This window comes from Vibrio sp. 10N.239.312.C11 (genome assembly GCF_041466065.1).
GTDB lineage: Bacteria > Pseudomonadota > Gammaproteobacteria > Enterobacterales > Vibrionaceae > Vibrio > Vibrio tasmaniensis_A.
The window spans coordinates 1-20,562 of the sequence record NZ_JBFSRZ010000068.1; the positions used below are offsets into that span (position 1 = coordinate 1).

At 44.5% G+C, this 20,562-nt stretch carries 18 protein-coding genes, 1 tRNA gene and 1 riboswitch; of the genes, 14 read left to right on the plus strand and 5 right to left on the minus strand.

Annotated features, from left to right (window positions below; all coding sequences use genetic code 11):
* Nucleotides 1–140 precede the first annotated feature (140 nt).
* A complete protein-coding gene (moaA, locus tag AB6D07_RS20585) occupies nucleotides 141–1,130 on the minus strand; it encodes a GTP 3',8-cyclase MoaA (protein WP_029223023.1) in 990 nt (329 codons plus the stop codon).
* Nucleotides 1,119–1,271: riboswitch (molybdenum cofactor riboswitch) on the minus strand. (Overlaps the previous gene by 12 nt.)
* Nucleotides 1,272–1,465: 194 nt before the next feature.
* Between moaA and AB6D07_RS20590 the strand changes: the two genes are divergently transcribed.
* Nucleotides 1,466–2,353, plus strand: coding sequence for a YvcK family protein (locus tag AB6D07_RS20590; RefSeq protein ID WP_017103579.1), 888 nt, complete (start codon nucleotides 1,466–1,468; stop codon nucleotides 2,351–2,353).
* A 101-nt stretch (nucleotides 2,354–2,454) separates the two neighbouring features.
* Here the strand turns inward: AB6D07_RS20590 and luxU are convergent, their stop codons facing one another.
* The 3 genes from luxU to uvrB form a co-directional block, all read right to left on the minus strand.
* Nucleotides 2,455–2,799, minus strand: coding sequence for a quorum-sensing phosphorelay protein LuxU (gene luxU, locus AB6D07_RS20595; RefSeq protein WP_009848644.1), 345 nt, complete (start codon nucleotides 2,797–2,799; stop codon nucleotides 2,455–2,457).
* 24 nt (nucleotides 2,800–2,823) lie between these two features.
* Nucleotides 2,824–4,212 (minus strand): quorum-sensing sigma-54 dependent transcriptional regulator LuxO, encoded by a 1,389-nt coding sequence (gene luxO / locus AB6D07_RS20600; protein ID WP_009848645.1) that lies wholly within the window; start codon nucleotides 4,210–4,212, stop codon nucleotides 2,824–2,826.
* Nucleotides 4,213–4,513: 301 nt separating this feature from the next.
* Nucleotides 4,514–6,544 carry an excinuclease ABC subunit UvrB gene (uvrB, locus tag AB6D07_RS20605; protein WP_017103578.1) on the minus strand — a complete coding sequence of 677 codons (2,031 nt, stop codon included), beginning with the start codon at nucleotides 6,542–6,544 and terminating at the stop codon, nucleotides 4,514–4,516.
* Nucleotides 6,545–7,053: 509 nt separating this feature from the next.
* Between uvrB and AB6D07_RS20610 the strand changes: the two genes are divergently transcribed.
* The 10 genes from AB6D07_RS20610 to AB6D07_RS20655 all read left to right on the plus strand — a co-directional run bounded on the left by AB6D07_RS20610 (nucleotide 7,054) and on the right by AB6D07_RS20655 (nucleotide 16,021).
* Nucleotides 7,054–7,129: transfer RNA gene (locus AB6D07_RS20610), tRNA-Asn, on the plus strand.
* Nucleotides 7,130–7,655: 526 nt separating this feature from the next.
* Nucleotides 7,656–8,234 carry an electron transport complex subunit RsxA gene (gene rsxA, locus AB6D07_RS20615; RefSeq protein ID WP_004734039.1) on the plus strand — a complete coding sequence of 193 codons (579 nt, stop codon included), beginning with the start codon at nucleotides 7,656–7,658 and terminating at the stop codon, nucleotides 8,232–8,234.
* Between the two features lie 2 nt (nucleotides 8,235–8,236).
* Complete coding sequence (gene rsxB / locus AB6D07_RS20620) at nucleotides 8,237–8,830, plus strand: electron transport complex subunit RsxB (RefSeq protein ID WP_017103577.1); 594 nt, start codon at nucleotides 8,237–8,239, stop codon at nucleotides 8,828–8,830.
* A 7-nt stretch (nucleotides 8,831–8,837) separates the two neighbouring features.
* On the plus strand, nucleotides 8,838–11,627 hold the full coding sequence (gene rsxC, locus AB6D07_RS20625) for an electron transport complex subunit RsxC (protein ID WP_372091650.1): 2,790 nt from the start codon (nucleotides 8,838–8,840) through the stop codon (nucleotides 11,625–11,627).
* Complete coding sequence (rsxD, locus tag AB6D07_RS20630) at nucleotides 11,627–12,673, plus strand: electron transport complex subunit RsxD (RefSeq protein WP_372091649.1); 1,047 nt, start codon at nucleotides 11,627–11,629, stop codon at nucleotides 12,671–12,673. The genes rsxC and rsxD overlap by 1 nt, the downstream gene beginning before the upstream one ends.
* Nucleotides 12,674–12,685: 12 nt before the next feature.
* Complete coding sequence (gene rsxG, locus AB6D07_RS20635; protein WP_017102724.1) at nucleotides 12,686–13,315, plus strand: electron transport complex subunit RsxG; 630 nt, start codon at nucleotides 12,686–12,688, stop codon at nucleotides 13,313–13,315.
* Nucleotides 13,315–14,007 carry an electron transport complex subunit E gene (locus AB6D07_RS20640; protein WP_017102723.1) on the plus strand — a complete coding sequence of 231 codons (693 nt, stop codon included), beginning with the start codon at nucleotides 13,315–13,317 and terminating at the stop codon, nucleotides 14,005–14,007. Before rsxG ends, AB6D07_RS20640 begins: the two co-directional genes overlap by 1 nt.
* Nucleotides 14,008–14,213: 206 nt before the next feature.
* Nucleotides 14,214–14,849: an endonuclease III gene (nth, locus tag AB6D07_RS20645; protein ID WP_017102722.1), complete on the plus strand. Its 636-nt coding sequence runs from the start codon at nucleotides 14,214–14,216 to the stop codon at nucleotides 14,847–14,849.
* A gap of 131 nt (nucleotides 14,850–14,980) precedes the next feature.
* Nucleotides 14,981–15,397, plus strand: coding sequence for a lactoylglutathione lyase (gene gloA / locus AB6D07_RS20650; RefSeq protein ID WP_004734046.1), 417 nt, complete (start codon nucleotides 14,981–14,983; stop codon nucleotides 15,395–15,397).
* Between the two features lie 189 nt (nucleotides 15,398–15,586).
* Complete coding sequence (locus tag AB6D07_RS20655) at nucleotides 15,587–16,021, plus strand: DUF2753 domain-containing protein (RefSeq protein WP_012603530.1); 435 nt, start codon at nucleotides 15,587–15,589, stop codon at nucleotides 16,019–16,021.
* 98 nt (nucleotides 16,022–16,119) lie between these two features.
* Here AB6D07_RS20655 and motY read toward each other — a convergent pair whose 3' ends face one another.
* Entirely contained in the window at nucleotides 16,120–17,001 is an 882-nt protein-coding gene (motY, locus tag AB6D07_RS20660; protein ID WP_012603529.1) for a flagellar protein MotY, read from the minus strand.
* Nucleotides 17,002–17,189: 188 nt separating this feature from the next.
* Between motY and rnt the strand changes: the two genes are divergently transcribed.
* From rnt to AB6D07_RS20675, 3 genes are all read left to right on the plus strand, one after another.
* Complete coding sequence (gene rnt, locus AB6D07_RS20665) at nucleotides 17,190–17,834, plus strand: ribonuclease T (RefSeq protein ID WP_029222960.1); 645 nt, start codon at nucleotides 17,190–17,192, stop codon at nucleotides 17,832–17,834.
* A 65-nt stretch (nucleotides 17,835–17,899) separates the two neighbouring features.
* Nucleotides 17,900–19,225 (plus strand): Na+/H+ antiporter family protein, encoded by a 1,326-nt coding sequence (locus AB6D07_RS20670; RefSeq protein ID WP_012603527.1) that lies wholly within the window; start codon nucleotides 17,900–17,902, stop codon nucleotides 19,223–19,225.
* Nucleotides 19,226–19,661: 436 nt separating this feature from the next.
* Complete coding sequence (locus AB6D07_RS20675; protein WP_241810828.1) at nucleotides 19,662–19,808, plus strand: hypothetical protein; 147 nt, start codon at nucleotides 19,662–19,664, stop codon at nucleotides 19,806–19,808.
* Nucleotides 19,809–20,562 lie beyond the last annotated feature (754 nt).

A 20,562-nucleotide genomic window follows, 5' to 3' on the forward strand; every position in this document is an offset into this window, starting at 1 on the left:
AGCTACACATCAAAGCCTCTGCCTTGTATAAATACCCAGCAACTCGCTGCAAAAATCAGCTCGAAAGAGCAACACGCCCTAGACTGATTCGCCCAGATTAAAGAAGCTGAGCGATAAAATGCTTTAGAGTATATAGCGGGTTAACCGCCGATTGACGCCAAATTTGGAGTCATGCCGCTGTTGCCATCATGTAAGAAGTGGCTAACGGACTTGGTTTGAAGCTGAGCCTGAATTCGATCAATGAGCTCTTGCTCTTGTTGATCTTCTTGAATCAGATCTCTCAGTTCAACACCATGGTCGCCAAACAGACATAAGTGAAGTTTACCGGTCGCAGAAACACGCAGTCGGTTACAACTCTCACAAAAGTCTTTCTCGTAAGGCATGATCAAACCGATTTCACCCTGGTAGTCTGGGTGGACAAACACTTGCGCAGGGCCATCATTAACGGCTTTGACTTTTAACAGCCAACCATTAGCAATAAGCTGGTTGCGAATCGCAACGCCAGACACATGGTGTTTATCGAACAACTCGTCCATCTCGCCGGTTTTCATCAGCTCGATAAAACGTAATTGAATAGGTTTGTCTTTGATCCAATTAAGGAAGGCTGGTAATTCCTGACTGTTGAGGTCTTTCATTAATACTACGTTGACTTTGACTTGTTCAAAGCCAACCTCAAACGCTTTATCAATACCTCGCATAACCTCAGTAAACTTATTCTCACCAGTGATCTGATGGAACATGCGCGAATCTAAGCTATCCACGCTCACGTTTATATGGGTTAAACCAGCATCACGCCATTGCCCTACTTGTTTCTCCATGCGGTAGCCATTCGTTGTGGTAGCTACTTTTTCGATGCCTGGAGTAGAAGCAACGGTATGTATGATTTCAGGAAAGTCTTTACGCAGACTCGGCTCTCCGCCAGTAATGCGGATCTTTGAGGTACCACAATCAGCAAACGCTTTAACAACGCGTTTGATCTCAGGAACACTTAAAAAAGACGAGTTTTTTTGCCCTGACGGTTTATAACCATCTGGCAAGCAGTAAGTACATTTAAAGTTACAGACGTCTGTAACCGACAAGCGCAAGTAATAAAACTTGCGATGGAATCTATCTTCGAATTGTTGCGCCACGGAACACCTTTCCAAACACGGGAGGCATAATCATTTCCAATTAAGCCCTTGTGACAACATGTCACTGGCTCTTGATGCGTATCGGTACAGCAAATACCACTGTGCGACTTAGCATGCGAGAGCTCGGAGTTATGGCAACTGCGCTTTATATTCACACGCGCAGTAGCTGAGTAATAAAATACTTAATATTTGTACGTGAATCTAGCTTTGATGACAAAAAACGAGTCACATCGGCAAAAAAAACGTATCAAACCCTCAAAATAACTCTTGTTGAGTATCTGACGAGAAGCATTTAACCTAAATTATAGTTGGTAATAATCTAACAAGAACAAAAAATGAATATTTACTCTTCAAAAAAAGTGGTCGCAATTGGTGGTGGTCACGGCTTAGGTCGTATGCTTGCGGCATTAAAAGACTTTGGTAGCAATGCGACAGGCATTGTTGCAACGACAGATAACGGTGGATCAACCGGGCGTATTCGAGATTGCCAAGGTGGCATCGCTTGGGGTGATACTCGTAACTGTATCAACCAGCTAATCACCGAGCCTTCGATCAGTTCGATGATGTTCGAATACCGATTTCGCGGTCAAGGTGAACTCGATGGTCACAACCTTGGAAACCTGATGCTTACTGCGCTAGACAACCTTTCTGTTCGCCCATTGGAAGCAATCAACCTGATTCGTAACATGCTTAAGGTCGATGTAAATATTGTACCAATGACGGAACACCCTTCCGATCTCACCGCTTTATCAATGGACGGCCGTTGGGTAACCGGCGAAACCAACGTTGATGACATGACAGAAAAACTGCGCATGATGGACTTGTCTCCAGAAGTGCCTGCGACCAGAGAAGCCGTTGCAGCTGTCGAACAAGCAGACTGTATCGTACTTGGTCCGGGAAGTTTTCTAACCAGTGTTATGCCGCCCCTTCTACTGCCAGAGATTGGTAAAGCGATCGCAGATAATACTAAAGCCAAGGTTATCTTCGTTGAAAACCTGTCGCCAGAGCATGGACCTGCAGGGAAAATGACGCTACAAGAGCAATTGGAGTGGTGTGAACGTACCTGCAAGACAAGAAAGATCGACATTGTTTTGGGTAACGCGCCCCATCCGGAACTTGAAGGGCTATGGAATTGCGTGACTACTGACCTTGCCTCTCCTAATCGAGATTGGCGACACGACCGTTTAAAACTCCAACAAGCAATTAGGGATCAGTTGGTTTAACTCGGTTTTCTGAATCTACTTACCAAACAAAAACAAAAAGGAGCACGATGCTCCTTTTTAAGTTCATTGATGACTGACCACTTTAGTGATAATTGACCGCGTTAAAGCTCTGTCATTAACTGCTGGTACTCTTGGTAGGTGGATAACAAAATATCCTGCATACCTTGAAAGTCGACCTCTGTCATTGGCAGCGCTTGTTTCACTTTTGCGTCTAGGCTAATCGCGAAACTACACAAAGAGTCCGCACCAAAGCTCGCAGCACTACTCTTAAGTGCATGGCTAATATCCGCTAAATACTTAGATGTGTCTGACTCTTTATTTAGCTCCAAATGTTCGTAGTATCCCTTCAGTTCACCTAAAAATATTTCCAGTAACACTGGGACATTCTCTTGCCCTATTTCACCGGCAAGCTCATCAACTTTTTGCTGATTTAATATTATCATCATTGCTCTTTTCTTATTATTTGGTGATTACTGCTTCGCATTCCATGTTTGCAATTTTCGGTATATCGTCGATGGACTGACATCCAAGAAACCTGCCGCACGAGGAACGTTACCGTCACACGCTTTGATGGCCTGTTCGATAGCCGTTTTCTCAGTGATCCACAATGGGAAAATATCTTTTACCGTGATGTCTTCGTTCTGCTTCTCTTTTAAACGGAGACTGTTTTCAATTGGTTGGTTCAATGGCGGTGGAAGCATATTGAGAGTAATCTCTTTACCATTATTCAGTACCACTACATTTCGCAACACATTTTGTAACTGACGAACGTTCCCCGGCCACTCATATTGATTAAAGCGATCGAGTACTTCTTCAGCAAAACGTACGAACGCCTTGCCTTCTTCGACAGACATATAACCCAGCAATGAATATGCAATTTCGATGACATCTTCACCACGCTCACGCAATGGCGGCAAATGCAGTGGAATCACATATAAACGGTAGTATAAATCTTCTCTAAAGCGACCTTCTTGAACTTCTTTCCAAGGGTCGCGGTTCGTTGCACATACGAAACGAACATCCACACTCTTCATCTTCGAAGAGCCGACTTTTTGAAAGGTACCAGTTTGAATGAAGCGGAGTAGCTTAGTTTGCAGCTCTAAGTCCATTTCGCACAATTCATCGAGGAACAGGGTTCCACCATCTGCAAGTTCAGCTGCGCCTTGTCGATCCGTTGCTGCTCCAGTAAAGGCCCCTTTAACGTGACCAAACAATTCACTCTCAATCAAATCTTTAGGAATCGCTGCACAGTTAATTGCGATAAATGGCTTATCGCCACGCTTACTCGCAGCGTGAATGGCTTCAGCACATACCTCTTTACCCGTACCACTTTCACCTGTGATGAAAATACTGGCTTTGCTCGATGCGGCAGAATCGATCGTTCGGTAAACCTGCTGCATGGTTTGACTACTGCCAATAAAGCCTTGATAGTTCTGATTTCCTGGATGTTCCGAGCTATTTTTAAGTTTAGTGGCTTTGCGGATCGCGTTGTTCACCGTAATACGAAGTCGGTCGGCTTCACACGGCTTGATAAGGAAATCTTGGGAACCATGTCGCATGGCTTCTACTGCGGTATCAATAGAGCCGTGAGCAGTCATGAAGATAACGGGAACTTCCGGATATTTTTGTTTTACAGCAAACAGTACATCCATACCCGTCATATCGGGCAGGCGTAGATCTAATAAAATGAGGTCTGGGATTCGATGGTTCAAACTCTCGATTGCATCGCGGCCAGTACCTACAATGTTAATATCAATTTCGAGCGGTGTAAGATACGATCGATATAACGCTGCTACCGACGCGGTATCTTCTACCATTAACAAATACTTCGATTTGTTATCTAACGTTTTTGATTGCATATCCTAGCCATTTATAATTTGCATTTCTTATTATAATCGCATTCCGCTTTGCATTATGCAAATTAACCACACTATTTATACTGTGTTCGTTTGCTTGCTTCAAACAATCAATGTGTTATCTATTTGGCACGAACGATGCAGTTATCTAAGTGACCTTCGGGTCACCTAGCCAACTGACGTTGTTAGTGGACAGAGTGTCCACAAACGTAAGCCAGTAGAACGTTTCCTACTGGCTGTTTTTTGTCTGAAGCACTCTCAATTCTTATTATATGGGTATAAACGCCTTAAGTAAGAAGTAAGGTTAGCTATTAGAAATAAACTGCTTTCTCAATTGTTCAATTTCATCACGCTTCTGTGCCGCCAATTCAAATTCCAAGTTCTGAGCATGCTGATACATCGCCGCTTCCAGTTTACTGATCTCTTTATCGAGCTGTTGTGGCGTCAGCACTGCATAGTTTTCAGAAGGTTCTGCCACCTTAGATAGTGGAACTTGCTTAGATTGTCGCTGTTGTTTCGACTTGGTTAGATCACCCAGTTCCATAATGTCTTTGATATTACGTTTAAGCGCTTGCGGCGTAATACCTTGCTCTTCGTTATAGGCCTGCTGTTTCTCTCTACGGCGGTCGGTTTCATCAATCGCCTTTCTCATTGACTTAGTAATCGAGTCACCATATAGAATTGCTCGACCTTCCAAATTACGAGCTGCACGGCCAATGGTCTGTATCAAAGAACGCTCAGAACGTAAGAAGCCCTCTTTATCAGCATCAAGAATCGCCACCAGCGATACTTCCGGCATATCCAAACCTTCTCGAAGTAAGTTAATGCCCACTAACACGTCAAACTCGCCCAAACGTAGGTCTCTGATAATTTCTACGCGTTCAACGGTATCGATATCAGAGTGCAAGTAACGAACTTTAACGCCATGCTCACTCAGGTATTCAGTTAAGTCCTCTGCCATTCGCTTAGTTAGCGTCGTGACAAGTACACGCTCTTCTTTCACTGAACGTATTCTGATTTCAGACAATAGGTCATCAACCTGAGTCGCGACAGGCCTTACTTCGATAATTGGGTCTAACAAACCAGTAGGACGCACCACTTGATCAGCAATCTCACCATCTGATTTCTCGATTTCGTAATTGCCTGGCGTGGCCGACACAAAAATCGTTTGCGGGGCTATAGACTCAAATTCTTCAAACTTCATTGGACGGTTATCCAATGCCGAAGGCAGACGGAAACCAAACTCAACTAGAGTTTCCTTACGCGAACGGTCACCTTTATACATGGCGCCAATTTGCGGCACGGTCACGTGTGACTCATCGATAATCAACAGACCATCATCAGGCAAGTAATCAAATAACGTCGGAGGCGCTTCCCCTTCAGCACGGCCACTCAAGTATCGTGAATAGTTTTCGATACCAGAACAGAAGCCCAGCTCGGTCATCATCTCGATATCAAACTGAGTTCTTTGAGAGATACGCTGTTCTTCTAGAAGCTTATTATTGTCTTTTAAATATTGAGCTCTATCTCGCAACTCATCCTTAATCTTCTCAATCGCTTCAAGGATTTTCTCTCGTGGAGTGACATAGTGCGTTTTTGGATAAACCGTAAAGCGAGGCAGGTCTCTTTGCTTAACCGCACCAGTTAGTGGGTCAAAGATACTGATGCAATCCACTTCATCATCGAACATTTCAATTCGCACGGCATCTTGGTCAGATTCAGCCGGGAAGATATCAATCACTTCACCACGCACGCGAAATTGACCTCGTTCAAATGCGACGTCGTTTCTTGAATATTGTAGCTCCGCCAAACGGCGCAAAATATCACGCTGATCCATGACCTCACCACGACTCAAGTGAAGCATCATTTTCAAATACGATTTAGGATCACCAAGACCATAGATAGCCGATACAGAAGCCACAATGATGGCGTCTTTTCGCTCTAATAAGGCCTTGGTCGCCGAAAGTCTCATCTGCTCGATATGAGCATTCACCGACGCATCTTTCTCAATGAACGTATCCGTGGTTGGTACATACGCTTCAGGCTGGTAGTAATCGTAGTAAGATACGAAGTACTCAACGGCATTATTTGGAAAGAAGGATTTCATCTCACCATAAAGTTGAGCAGCCAACGTCTTATTCGGTGCTAACAGAATGGCAGGTCTTTGTGATTGGGAAATGACGTTAGCCAGGGTAAAGGTTTTACCAGAGCCCGTTACCCCTAATAGAGTTTGATGCGCCAAACCAGAATCTAGTCCATCTAATAATTTGGTAATTGCCGTCGGCTGGTCACCGGACGGACTGTAGTCCGATACCAAGTCAAAGAGTTTACTCATAGGTCGCCATTTCCATACTGTTTATTTAATCAGGTCATTGTCACTCTAGGAGGAGTGTCGTTGCAACTATTATCTAGAGAAATGCATCTTAAGATTAGATATCAGTTATAGCTTTTATTTTTGGAACTTGGTATTATCCGTGCCCCTGCAAGATCTCTTCAGCTAAATTACTCGATTTTTAATCCACTACTTTTCCCCAAAAAATCTTAAAATAGCACTTGTTTTACTGTTTATTTTATAATCTTAAAAAGTTATACAATCGTAATGTTTCGATATAAAACTTTTAAATACATCACGTTACCGCAGATTTTAACATTTTCAGATTTATCCCAATTATTGTTGTTAAAGTTTCACGCACATACTTATCCACAATTTTGGTGGATAACTAAAGCAAAGCTAAATCTGATAAGGCGTTCAAGAAAGTAAAGTTTTTTATCTTATTTTTTTCTGTTATTTTTTATTGACAGAAAATAGGAGTCTTATTAGAATTCGCGTCGCTAACAAGCAATTCCCCTTTAGTTCAGTTGGTAGAACGGCGGACTGTTAATCCGTATGTCGCAAGTTCAAGTCTTGCAAGGGGAGCCAAATTCAGAAAAAAGCTCAATCGAAAGATTGGGCTTTTTTCGTATATAACTGCGACTAACTTGTTCCAAGTTAATATCACACCCGAATCGTCGGACCGTGCTACCCGCCCGCGTTTAAGTCTCGACAAGGGGGCCAAATTTAAAGAAGCCGCATCACTCGATGCGGCTTTTTGCGTTTTAACGTACTCACTTTCCTAAAAGCCCTCTAAGCAACCGAGCAACAGCCTTGAGTTAGCAACAATCAATTGACTCAAAAGTTCGCTATTTACTTCAACCAATTTCGACCTTTTGGCCGAAGACAAAAGTGAAATCACTGAGTACTCAAATGATCAGACAAAGATCATTGTGATATACCGCTGCACGCTCACACCGTCAAAATCTATGTCTATACTTACTGCAGCTTTGGTAATCAATCGATTACCTGATGTTTTTTTCACCAAGTGTCTAAATCCCTAGTGATCCTTGGTTGTTATTAGGTGAGCAAAACAGGATAATATCGGGATCGGAATCTCAAGAATTAATCCATTATGACCGAATACCTTTTGTTGTTGGTTGGCACAGTGCTAGTCAATAACTTTGTGCTAGTGAAGTTTTTAGGGCTATGTCCATTTATGGGCGTCTCCAAGAAGTTGGAGACTGCTATTGGCATGGGCCTCGCGACGACTTTCGTTCTAACGTTAGCGTCGGTATCTGCATACCTAGTAGAAACCTACATCCTTACCCCTCTGGGTATTGAATACCTGCGTACCATGAGTTTCATCTTGGTTATTGCGGTGGTTGTTCAATTTACGGAAATGGTCGTTCACAAAACTAGCCCTACCCTTTATCGCCTATTGGGTATCTTTCTGCCTCTTATCACCACCAACTGTGCGGTATTAGGTGTGGCACTTCTGAACATCAATGAAAACCACAACTTCATTCAGTCGATCATCTATGGTTTCGGCGCAGCGGTGGGTTTCTCTCTTGTATTGATCCTATTTGCTGCGATGCGTGAACGTATTGCGGTTGCTGATGTTCCAATGCCATTCAAAGGCGCGTCGATTGCGATGATCACAGCAGGTCTAATGTCTCTGGCATTTATGGGCTTTACTGGGTTGGTGAAGTAAGCATGAGTACCATCTTAATTGCAATCATTGCACTCGCCGTTTTAGCCGCAATTTTTGGCGCTATCTTAGGCTTTGCTTCTATTCGCTTTAAAGTAGAAGCCGATCCGATCGTCGATCAAATCGATACCATTTTACCGCAAACTCAATGTGGTCAGTGTGGCTACCCTGGTTGTCGCCCATACGCAGAGGCGATCGCGAACGGAGACAAGATCAACAAGTGTCCTCCAGGCGGCCAAGCAACCATTGAGAAGCTCGCAGACTTAATGGGCGTAGAAGTTGAAGACTCCGCTCATGACTTAGATAACAAAGTAAAAACCGTTGCCTTCATTCATGAAGATATGTGTATTGGCTGTACCAAATGCATTCAAGCCTGCCCTGTCGACGCCATTGTTGGTGGCACCAAGGCACTTCACACAGTAATCAAAGATGAATGTACAGGTTGTGATCTATGTGTCGCACCGTGCCCTACTGACTGTATCGAAATGATTCCAGTGGCAACAACGACTGAAAATTGGAAATGGCAGATGAACATCATTCCTGTTACTGATATCACTAACCAAGCAACTGATGCGACCGCGTCAGAGCCTAAAGCATAGGGTTAGTATGATCTCTTTAATTGAACAAATTCGCACGGGCTCTATTTGGAACTTCCCGGGCGGTGTGCACCCTGCTGAAAACAAGAAACAGTCGAATACTACTGATATCGTGCATGCAAGGCTCCCAGAAGAAATCGTTCTTCCAGTGAAACAGCACATCGGTAAGCCAGGTAACTTATTGGTTGCTGCGGGTGACACTGTGCTAAAAGGCCAACAACTGACAGCCTTGGATACAGGTTTTACATTGCCGGTACATGCACCAACATCGGGCGTGATTACTGCTATCGAATCAAGAACTACCGCTCACCCTTCGGGTTTGAGCGAGCTCAGTGTGGTCATTAAACCTGACGGCTTAGACACTTGGATCGAAAAACATCCAGTTGAAGACTTTTCAACAAAGACCTCAGACGAACTGCTTGATGTAATTCGCCAAGCTGGTATCTCAGGCATGGGCGGCGCAGGCTTCCCTACCGCGAAAAAGCTTCAGTCAGGCCTTGGTCGTACTGACATTTTGATCGTCAATGCTGCGGAATGTGAGCCTTACATCACCTCAGATGACAAATTGCTTCAAGAACATGCAGATGAAGTATTAAAAGGCATCGAAGTGGTTGAACACATCCTTCAACCAAAACTGACCGTGATCGGTATTGAAGACAACAAACCAGACGCAATAAAAGCACTTGAGATTGCAGCGAAAGACAAAGATATCGTCATTCGTGTTATCCCAACCAAATACCCTTCGGGTGGTGAGAAACAGCTCATAAAGATCCTCACCAATAAAGAGGTTCCAGCTGGCGGCATTCCTGCAGACATAGGTGTTTTAGTTCAAAACGTCGGCTCTCTTTATTCAATTAAGAGAGCAGTAATCGACGGTGAACCTGTGGTTAACCGCGTGGTGACTTTAACCGGTAAAACCTTCAAGCAACCTCGTAACGTTTGGGCGCTATTAGGCACACCAGTACATGAGTTACTTGAAGAGTTTGGCTACAAAGCCGATAAAAAGCTGCCGCGTTTGATTTTGGGTGGCCCTATGATGGGCTTCACCTTGCCACATGCCAATGTGCCAATCACTAAAACGTCGAACTGTATTTTAGCGCCAACGCGTCGTGAGATCTCTCCAAGCACTTACGAGATGGAATGTATTCGTTGTAGCGCGTGTGCCGAGGCTTGCCCCGCATCACTTCTTCCTCAACAACTGCAATGGCATGCGAAAGCCAACGAGTTGGATAAGTGTGAAGAACTGAATATTAAAGACTGTATTGAATGCGGAGCTTGTGCATTTGTCTGCCCAAGTGAAATTCCTCTTGTTCAGTACTACCGCCAAGCAAAAGCTGAGATCAAAACTCGAAAAGATGAAGCCGCTGCAGCAGAGCGCGCCAAGATTCGTTTCGAAGAGAAAAACGCTCGTATGGAGCGCGACAAAGCAGAACGTGAAAACCGCTTTAAGAAAGCAGCTGACAACCGTCGTAAAGACATGAAATCAGCCGACGGTGACGATGCAATTGCTGCGGCGATTGCGCGTGTTAAGGCACAAAAAGCCGCGGCAGGCCAAGCTCCTGTTGCGGAACCAGCGGTGAAACCTGCGGTTGCTGCTGCGATTGCCAAGGCAAAAGCAAAACAAGCTGCGGCTCAGAAAGCGGATAGCGCTGAACCAGACAATTCTGAAATGTCGAAACTGCGTGAAGAACGTAAACGACAAGCTCGAGAGCGCAAGGCACAACAAGCAGCAACTGATGCTCCTGCTGAAAGCTCTGGTGATGGCAAAAAAGATGCCGTCGCTGCAGCTATTGCTCGCGCTAAAGCCAAGAAGGCTCTACAAGTGGAATCTTCTACTCAAACAGAAAGCGAGGCTCCAGTTGCAAGTACTGGCGACGCTAAGAAAGATGCTGTCGCTGCGGCCATTGCTCGCGCTAAAGCCAAGAAAGCTCAACAAGCGGAATCAGCTACTCAAACCGAAAGTGAAGCTCCAGCTGAAAGTACTGGCGACGCTAAGAAAGATGCTGTTGCTGCAGCTATCGCTCGTGCTAAAGCAAAGAAAGCTCAACAAGCAGAATCAGCTACTCAAACCGCAAGTGAGGCTCCGGCTGAAAGTACTGGCGACGCTAAGAAAGATGCTGTCGCTGCAGCTATCGCTCGCGCTAAAGCCAAGAAAGCACAACAAGCAGAATCAGCTGCTCAAACCGAAAGTGAAGCTCCAGCTAAAAGCACTGGCGATGCCAAGAAAGATGCTGTCGCTGCGGCTATTGCTCGCGCTAAAGCCAAGAAGGCTCAACAAGCGGAATCTTCTACTCCAACAGCAAGCGAAGCTCCGGTTAAAAGTTCTGGCGATGCTAAGAAAGATGCTGTCGCTGCGGCCATTGCTCGCGCTAAAGCGAAGAAAGCACAACAAACAGAATCAGCTTCTGAAGCTCCGGTTGAAAGTACTGGCGATGCTAAGAAAGACGCGGTTGCTGCAGCTATCGCTCGTGCTAAAGCGAAGAAAGCTCAACAAGCTAAGCAAGAAGAGACAACTGAAACTCCTGAAACTGAGGATCCACAAGAGTCAGTCGATCATAAGAAAGCTGCTGTTGCCGCGGCAATAGCTCGCGCTAAAGCAAGAAAGGCACAACAAGCGAAACAGGAAGAGTCAGCAGAAACACCTGAATCTGTGGTTGAACCTGTAGTTGAATTAAAGACTGAAACTCAACAAGAACCAGTCGATCCCAAGAAAGCAGCGGTTGCTGCCGCAATTGCTCGTGCTAAAGCAAGAAAGGCGCAGCAAGAGCTAGATAAAAAGAATAATGAGGAGAAAGAGTAGTGGCCTTCTTTATCGCCAGCTCACCGCACGCACACAGTCGTAGAAGCACCCCAGATCTGATGAAATGGGTCGCTATTTGTGCATTGCCAGGTCTACTAGCTCAAACCTACTTCTTCGGATGGGGTACGCTCATCCAGTTAGTATTTGCTATCGCACTTGCGGTTACCTTTGAAGCGGCAATCATGCTGCTAAGAAAGCGCCCACCAGTGATGGCGCTACGTGATTACAGTGCTGTTGTCACCGCTTGGCTACTCAGTGTCGCTATTCCCCCACACTCTCCGTGGTGGATTCTAGTGATAGGTATGTTCTTCGCTATCATCATCGCAAAACACCTTTATGGCGGCCTTGGGCAAAACCCATTTAATCCCGCGATGGTGGCTTACGTTGTTTTGCTGATCTCATTCCCAGTTCAAATGACCAGCTGGAATGCGCCGACCAGTTTAACTGCTGAAGCTACGAGCTTTGTTGACTCCTTCTTGATGATCTTTACTGGTTTCAATAATGAAGGCTTGTCTTTACAACAAGCACGCCTTGGTATTGATGGCACCACTATGGCGACGCCACTCGATGCCTTCAAAACCGCACTAACGGCAGGTAACACGGCTTCTGAAGCTCTGTCTCAACCACAATTCAGTTGGTTAGCAGGCTTGGGTTGGGAATGGGTTAACCTTGCTTACTTAGTCGGTGGCTTGGTGCTCATCAAACAACGCGTGATTCAATGGCATATCCCAGTGGCATTTCTGGCCAGTTTAACCCTATTTAGCCTAGTGTTCTTGATGTTCACTCCCGGTGAAACCGCATCACCGACCATTCATCTACTGTCTGGGGCAACCATGCTTGGTGCATTCTTCATTGCAACCGATCCGGTTTCAGCCTCGACGACAGTGAAAGGTCGCTTGGTATTTGGTGCCCTGATTGGCGGGTTAGTCTTTATTATCCGCAGTTGGGGTGGCTTCCCTGATGGCGTGGCGTTTGCTGTATTGTTAGCCAACATGTGTGTTCCACTGATTGACTACTACACCAAACCTCGTACATATGGCCACTAAGGAGCGGATACCATGCTAAATGCAATTAAGAAAAACGGCCTTGTACTCGCGATTTTTGCGTGTGCTTCTACAGGTTTGGTCGCGGTAACTCACTACCTGACCAAAGATCAGATTAAGCAGCAAGAACAGGCTCAATTACTGTCTGTGCTTAACCAAGTGATCCCGCACGATCTGCACGATAATGAACTGTTTTCAGCCTGTACTCTGGTTCAAGCAGAAGAGCTAGGAACTGAACAAGCGATGCCAGCTTACATTGCTAAACTCAATGGTGAGCCAAGTGCGATTGCGATCGAAGCGATTGCACCAGATGGCTACAACGGCGCGATTAAGGTCATTGTTGGGATTAAGATTGACGGTTCGATTTTAGGTACTCGCGTGCTTTCTCACCAAGAGACTCCAGGTTTGGGTGATAAAATTGATCTTCGTGTGAGTGATTGGATTCTCTCATTTGCTGGTAAGCAAGTGACGGATTCTAATCTTGATCGTTGGAAGGTTCGTAAAGATGGTGGTGACTTTGACCAGTTCACTGGCGCAACCATTACGCCAAGAGCTGTCGTTAAGTCAGTGAAACAAGCGGTGCAATACGTTAATCAAAACAACCAAGCATTGCTTGCTCAACCTCTAAATTGTGGTGGTGAATAATGAGTGACCATAAAACACTAATTAAAAATGGCATGTGGGCCAATAACCCTGCCCTAGTGCAACTCCTTGGCTTATGTCCGCTGTTGGCTGTCTCTTCGACTGTGACTAACGCTCTTGGATTAGGTATCGCTACCTTGCTTGTACTAGTCGGCTCGAACGTGTCTGTATCTTTGGTTCGAAACCATGTGCCAAAAGAAGTGCGTATTCCAGTGTTCGTGATGATCATTGCTTCACTAGTAACCTGTGTTCAACTTCTGATGAACGCTTACGCGTATGGCCTTTACCTCTCTTTGGGTATCTTTATCCCACTGATCGTAACCAACTGTATCATCATTGGCCGAGCGGAAGCCTTCGCGTCTAAAAACGAAGTTTTACCTGCTGCTCAAGATGGTTTCTGGATGGGTCTTGGCATGACATCGGTACTGGTTGTATTGGGTGCGATGCGCGAGGTTATTGGTAACGGAACTCTATTTGATGGCGCAGACCTACTCCTTGGTGATTGGGCTTCGGTGTTACGAATCCAGATATTCCAATTTGATAACAGCTTCTTGTTAGCCCTGCTACCACCCGGCGCCTTTATTGGTGTTGGTTTCTTGATTGCTTTGAAAAACATCATCGACAACCAAGCTAAATCTAGACAGCCAAAACAAGAAAAACCAACTATTGAACGCGCTCGCGTTACCAATGCCTGATAAGTTACAGTAGCTTAAATCCTGCTGAGTAGCCCAACCGCTCAGCAGGTAAATAGATTGACCAAGCACACATAATAATGACGCTCATAAGAGCGCGTAACCGATGATAAAGCCTGAACCATTGCGGAACTTGTTATTTTAAAACGAGTAAGTTTGAAAGAACTTCGCCGGAACTCAAGCCCTAACTATTTGAAAGTAATGTCGCTATGAACAATGTAAAACGAGTAGAAATACTTGAGCGTTTGAGAGAAAACAATCCAAATCCAGAAACCGAGCTTAACTGGAACAGCCCTTTCGAGTTGCTGATCGCTGTGCTCTTATCTGCGCAGGCAACCGATGTCAGCGTCAACAAAGCCACTGATAAGCTTTATCCTGTGGCTAATACTCCACAGGCTACTTTCGACCTAGGTGTCGATGGCCTAAAAGAGTACATCAAAACCATCGGCCTGTTTAACTCAAAAGCAGAAAACACCATCAAAACGTGTCGCATGCTGCTTGACCTACATAATGGTGAAGTACCGGAAGATCGCGCTGCATTAGAGGCCCTTCCAGGCGTTGGCCGCAAAACTGCAAACGTAGTGTTGAATACCGCCTTCGGTTGGCCAACGATTGCCGTTGATACTCACATCTATCGTGTATCAAACCGCACTAAGCTAGCGATGGGTAAAACCGTCGACGATGTCGAAGCAAAGCTACTTAAAGTCATCCCAAAAGAATTCAAACTGGATGTCCACCATTGGCTCATTCTTCATGGACGTTACACCTGTGTGGCGCGTAAACCACGCTGTGGCAGCTGTATCATTGAAGACTTGTGTGAGTTCAAGGAAAAAACCGACGTCTAGGCTAGCTCTAAGCGAATGAAGCTAAGAAGCTAAGAAGCTAAGAAGCTAAGAAGCTAAACAATGCCGCATTTTTCTAGCGGCATAAAACAGAATTACAAAAACGTATACATAATTAAAGCTAGGAGCAAATCATGTCAAACGGCCGTATTTTACACACCATGCTACGCGTTGGTGATCTAGACAAGTCTATCGAGTTCTACACCAATGTAATGGGCATGCAGCTGTTACGTAAGAACGAGAATAAAGAGTACGAATACACACTGGCTTTCGTTGGCTTTGGTGACGAATCTCAAGGCGCTGTGATTGAGCTGACTTACAACTGGGGCACGACTGAATATGACCTTGGCTCAGCTTTTGGTCACGTTGCTATCGGAGTTGATGACATCTACACAACGTGTGACGCGATTAAAGCAGCAGGCGGTAATGTGACACGTGAAGCGGGCCCTGTAAAAGGCGGCTCTACTCACATCGCATTCGTTAAAGATCCTGACGGCTACATGATTGAGCTTATTCAGAACAAACAAGCAAGTGCTGGTCTAGAAGGTTAACCCTTCGTAGCCTCTGCAATATTTGGCTATGGAATAAACACTATAAGCGAGCATAAAGCTCGCTTTTTTTGTAGCTCTATTAATAATCGATATTCTTTACTAATTATTACAACATTCTCACTGATGAAACTTTACATGATAATAATTATCATTTAAATTAAGTCCCCTATTGATTAGTGAGGTAACACAATGATTAGCGAATGGGAAAAACACACGTTACTTGCCGATACGGCATTGCAGCTCGACGATCCTGTACAAAGTATTCTTCACTATCAGCAAGCATTGAGTTTAAGCGAAAAAATTACTGAACGTACCGATATCCAAGCGGACGAGCGCTTACTTATCTCTGTGATTTCTTGTCACAACCTCGCTCAGTTTTGGCGATGGGCCGGCGATACTGAATATGAACTCAAGTATCTCCAATTGGCTTCAGAAAAAGTACTGACACTGATCCCGCAATGTCCCAATACGCAATGTTCAAGCTTCATTGACTCAATTGGTTGCTGTAAGAAAGCCCTTATCGATTTCATGAAACGCCATCCCAACCCTAAAATTGCTTCTATGGTGGAAAAGATCGATACCGCGACCAACTGTGAAATGATCGCCCGCTTCCGCTTGAACTAAACAAATTACGTTTAAACAACGACTCAAATTTAAAATATAAAAAAGCCCGTCATCAGTGAAGACGGGCTTTGTCATTTCAAAACGAGCTATTGTTCAGATTACACCTGTGTGCGACCTAAAGAGATAACAACACGTCGGTTTTTGTCTTTACCAATTGGCGAGTTGTTGTCAGCAATTGGACGACGCTTACCATAACCTTGTACTTGAATGCGGTCTTCTGGCAAGCCTAGAGATTTAAAGTACTCTCTTAATGATTCCGCTCTGCGCTCTGAAAGATTCTGGCTAATACCTTTGCTATCGACGGAATCGGTGTATGTAGCCACCAGCACAAGGTCGATGTCTTGGTTATAGCGAACATAGTCGGCAATTTGGCTGAGTCTCTTACGTGAAGACTTATTCAACTGATCGCTGTTACGATCGTAGTGCAAGATAGTAAAAGAGATATCTTCGAAGCTGTAAGGCAATAAGTTGGCGATACAGTCACTGAACACATTGTACTTCTCTTGGAATAATACCGATGATAGTGCAACTTCGATTCGCTGATCTCGGCTCTGCCACTCTTGATAGCTGAATGTCGGGTAACGCCCTTTCTCCAACTCACTCAAAATACCCCAAGCGGTTTGACCACCAACATAGCCATCAAATTGTTGGAAGAACTTAATGGTCGTCATGCGGTCAGCACTTTCGCCCGGACGCCAAGCTGGCGGCATAGAGATCAAGCTTACATTGCGTGTCGCCCCCATTGGGCGACGCATTTTAAGCTCAAAATCCAAAATGATTTTTTTACTCGCGCGAGATGAAAACTCAGCATCACCAAAGTTGGGGATAGGGTGAACCAAGCGACATTCTAGTGGCGTGTTAGCCACCATCTCCCACGTCGACTGTAGAGGAGATGCTCCGTAACGCTTTTCTTGTGCCAATACCGATGACGACATAAGTAGCGAAAATAGCATTGAACCTGTTATGAGTTGTTTCTTCATAAAGTGGAGTATCTCTTAAGCAATTCGTTTAACAATGCAGCCAATTGCCGCATTTTTCCATCACGTTTGAATATGCAATTATCAAGCCGAAATAGGTCGGCTAATTTATGATTTATTGCCCTTCCCTAGTTTTTATCACTGCTATTATCTGCAATAATGCTGCCTTAATCACACATATTTGGGCTAACATGACTGTAGAAAACGAAGCTCTGACCCTTAAAAAACGCTTTCGTGGCTATTTCCCAGTGGTCATCGACGTGGAAACCGCAGGGTTTAACGCTGAAACCGATGCATTATTAGAAATCTGTGCCATTACACTAAGAATGGATGAGAACGGAGATCTGCACCCTGCATCAACGCTTCATTTTCACATTGAGCCTTTTGAAGGCGCAAATATAGAGCAGGCAGCATTAGACTTTAACGGAATTAAAGACCCATTTAGCCCATTACGTGGTGCTGTGTCGGAACAAGAAGCCCTTAAAGAAATCTACAAGCTGGTGAGAAAAGAACAAAAAGCTTCAGATTGCAGTCGCGCAATCATGGTCGCTCACAATGCTACGTTCGATTTAAACTTCGTTAATGCAGCAAGTGAGCGTTGTAAGCTTAAACGCGTCCCTTTCCATCCATTTGCAACTTTTGACACTGCAGCCCTTAGTGGTCTTGCCTACGGTCAAACCGTTTTGGCTAAAGCTTGCCGCACTGCGGGGATGGAATTTGACAACAAAGAAGCACACTCTGCTTTGTATGATACGCAAAAAACCACAGAGTTATTTTGCGGCATAGTAAACAAATGGAAAGCCCTTGGTGGTTGGCCTCTTGTTGACGAAGAATAAAAAATAGAGTCGGTAAACGTTCACTCGTATTGCCTTCATAAAAAACACAACATCCCGAGAATAATATGAATCCTGTTGTAATTTCAGTTTGCATCATGCTTGTTTTAGCTTTGATGCGCGTAAACGTTGTCGTGGCTCTCACGTTCAGCGCAATTATCGGTGGCGTAGCCTCTGGTATGAGCGTGAACGATGCTGTAGCAGCGTTCGAAAGTGGATTAGGTGGCGGTGCAACTATCGCACTTAGCTACGCAATGCTTGGCACCTTTGCTGTTGCTATCTCTCGTTCTGGTATCACAGATCTACTTGCTCAAAGCGTCATTAAGCGCATTCACGGCAAAGAGAACAGTGCGGCATCTAATGGTCTAAAATATGGCATCCTTGCGTCTTTGATCTTAGTGACCATGTCTTCGCAAAACGTGATTCCTGTGCATATCGCCTTCATCCCAATTTTAATCCCACCTCTATTAGGCGTATTCGCAAAAATGAACCTAGACCGTCGTCTGGTTGCGTGTGTACTTACTTTTGGCCTGATTACTCCGTATATGGTTCTACCTATCGGTTTTGGTGGCATCTTCCTAAACAACATCCTGCTTAAAAACCTTCACGACAACGGTCTTGAAAACGTAGTAGCAAGCCAAGTACCAATGGCGATGTTGTTACCGGCAGCTGGTATGATCTTTGGTCTTCTTACGGCAGTATTCTTTACTTACCGTAAGCCTCGCCAATACAAAGAAACCTCTCACACGGTTGTTTCAACCGAAGTGAAAGAGATCAACAAGAAGCACATCCTAGTGGCTGCTGCGGGTATTGTTGCTGCACTAACGGTTCAACTATCGACAGGTTCTATGATCATCGGTGCTTTGGCTGGTTTCATGGTATTCACCTTCGGTGGTGTAATCGCTTGGAAAGAGACACACGATGTCTTCACTAAGGGCGTTCACATGATGGCAATGATCGGTTTCATCATGATTGCAGCGGCAGGTTTTGCAGCGGTAATGAAGCAAACTGGTGGCGTTGAATCTTTGGTTGAAGCGCTTTCAACCAGCATCGGTGACAACAAGCCTCTAGCGGCACTGCTTATGCTAATTGTTGGTCTATTGGTAACTATGGGTATTGGTTCTTCGTTCTCTACGATTCCAATCCTTGCAACTATCTACGTTCCACTAGCAGCAGCATTTGGTTTCTCACCTATGGCAACGATCGCTCTAGTAGGTACAGCGGCAGCGCTTGGTGATGCTGGCTCTCCAGCTTCTGACTCAACCTTAGGTCCAACATCGGGTCTTAATGCTGATGGTCAACACGAGCACGTATGGGAAACCGTAGTACCGACGTTCCTACACTACAACATCCCACTGATCGTATTCGGTTGGATTGCAGCCATGGTTCTGTAATTAGGTTCTGTAGTTAAAGAGTCCTACGCTAACTTTTATAAAGACCGCCTCGTGCGGTCTTTTTTGTATATAGTATCTTGCCCCTTTTATTTCTAACTTTAGAAACACGCTAACCTTCTGAACCAATATCACTCCCTATACATTATTCCGTACGCATTGATGTGCAACTTGTGGCTATTCATTAAATTCACCTCTACACTTAAGTGTTTAATAAATAAGCCGCTAATTCATAGAGAATACCAATCACAGTAAGTAAATGATCAGAAATAGCGCAGGAAAAAGGTTCGAGAACAAGGCAGATTTTTTGGTAAGTAGTTATTCTACAATCAAAAATTCTAACGCAGTTATCGAGCGTTTTAACCAGCTAGACTGATTAGTTATTTACTACGATTGGTATAATAAAGCGGCAAGGCTCAATACGTCAGAAGGCTACTATATGGATATACTCGCCCGTTCGCGCTATCTCATCATTGATGACAGCAGTGTGATTCAAAGTGCAACACGCGCACTGCTTATCAAGCTAGGCTTACCGAGCAATAATGTGATTAGTGCGTCCAGCGTCCAATGCACAAAACGCGATTGAGGCTTTGCGGTAAGCGAAGCTATGAAATATCAAACATCACGAAGATATTTACCAAAAACACTCAAACGCCTACTTACAAAAATTGAAGCTTATGTCCTTCGACCGCAGAGAACTGTTCTCTCAATACATCATTACGTTACCAAAGGACACTTACCTAATGCTGAAATTGTGTGAAGAGTCTGGAATTAGAGTTGTGAAGTCACCTATTTCCCTGCTCGTAATTTCGGTGGCAATGATTACAATAAGCTGGAACACGTTCCAGTACGAACACCACGGGCAGTAAATCCCTCCCTATCGCATTGCATGAAGAACTAGAGTGATGCAAAGAAAATGGGCAACGACAAAAACCTTGCTCTAATTGATTCTAAAGCCGAGCGAGTCCTCACGGATTACATTTTCATCACGAATAAAAAGCCGCCGCGTATAGAAAGACCTAATCACCACTAAAACCTTAAAGCGAATAGATACTCGACAACAAGTAAGCCGATTAGCTTCAACCATTGTGAGCAAACCTTATCCTCAACAAAATCTCATGTTTTTTCGATAAGACCACACGAACAAAACATGTTGCCAATCGATTGCAAACTCGAATCATAAGTTACATTGAGGTTAACCAATTGAAATATTTATGTTAAGAGGGCTAGCTTGGCTACGGTTGTGTTGTATCTGAAGTGAGCCAGATTTAAAGTTCCTTGTTAGCACGGCTTTGTTGCGTAATTAAATTTAAAGATAGAACAACCCCGTTTCGCGTATT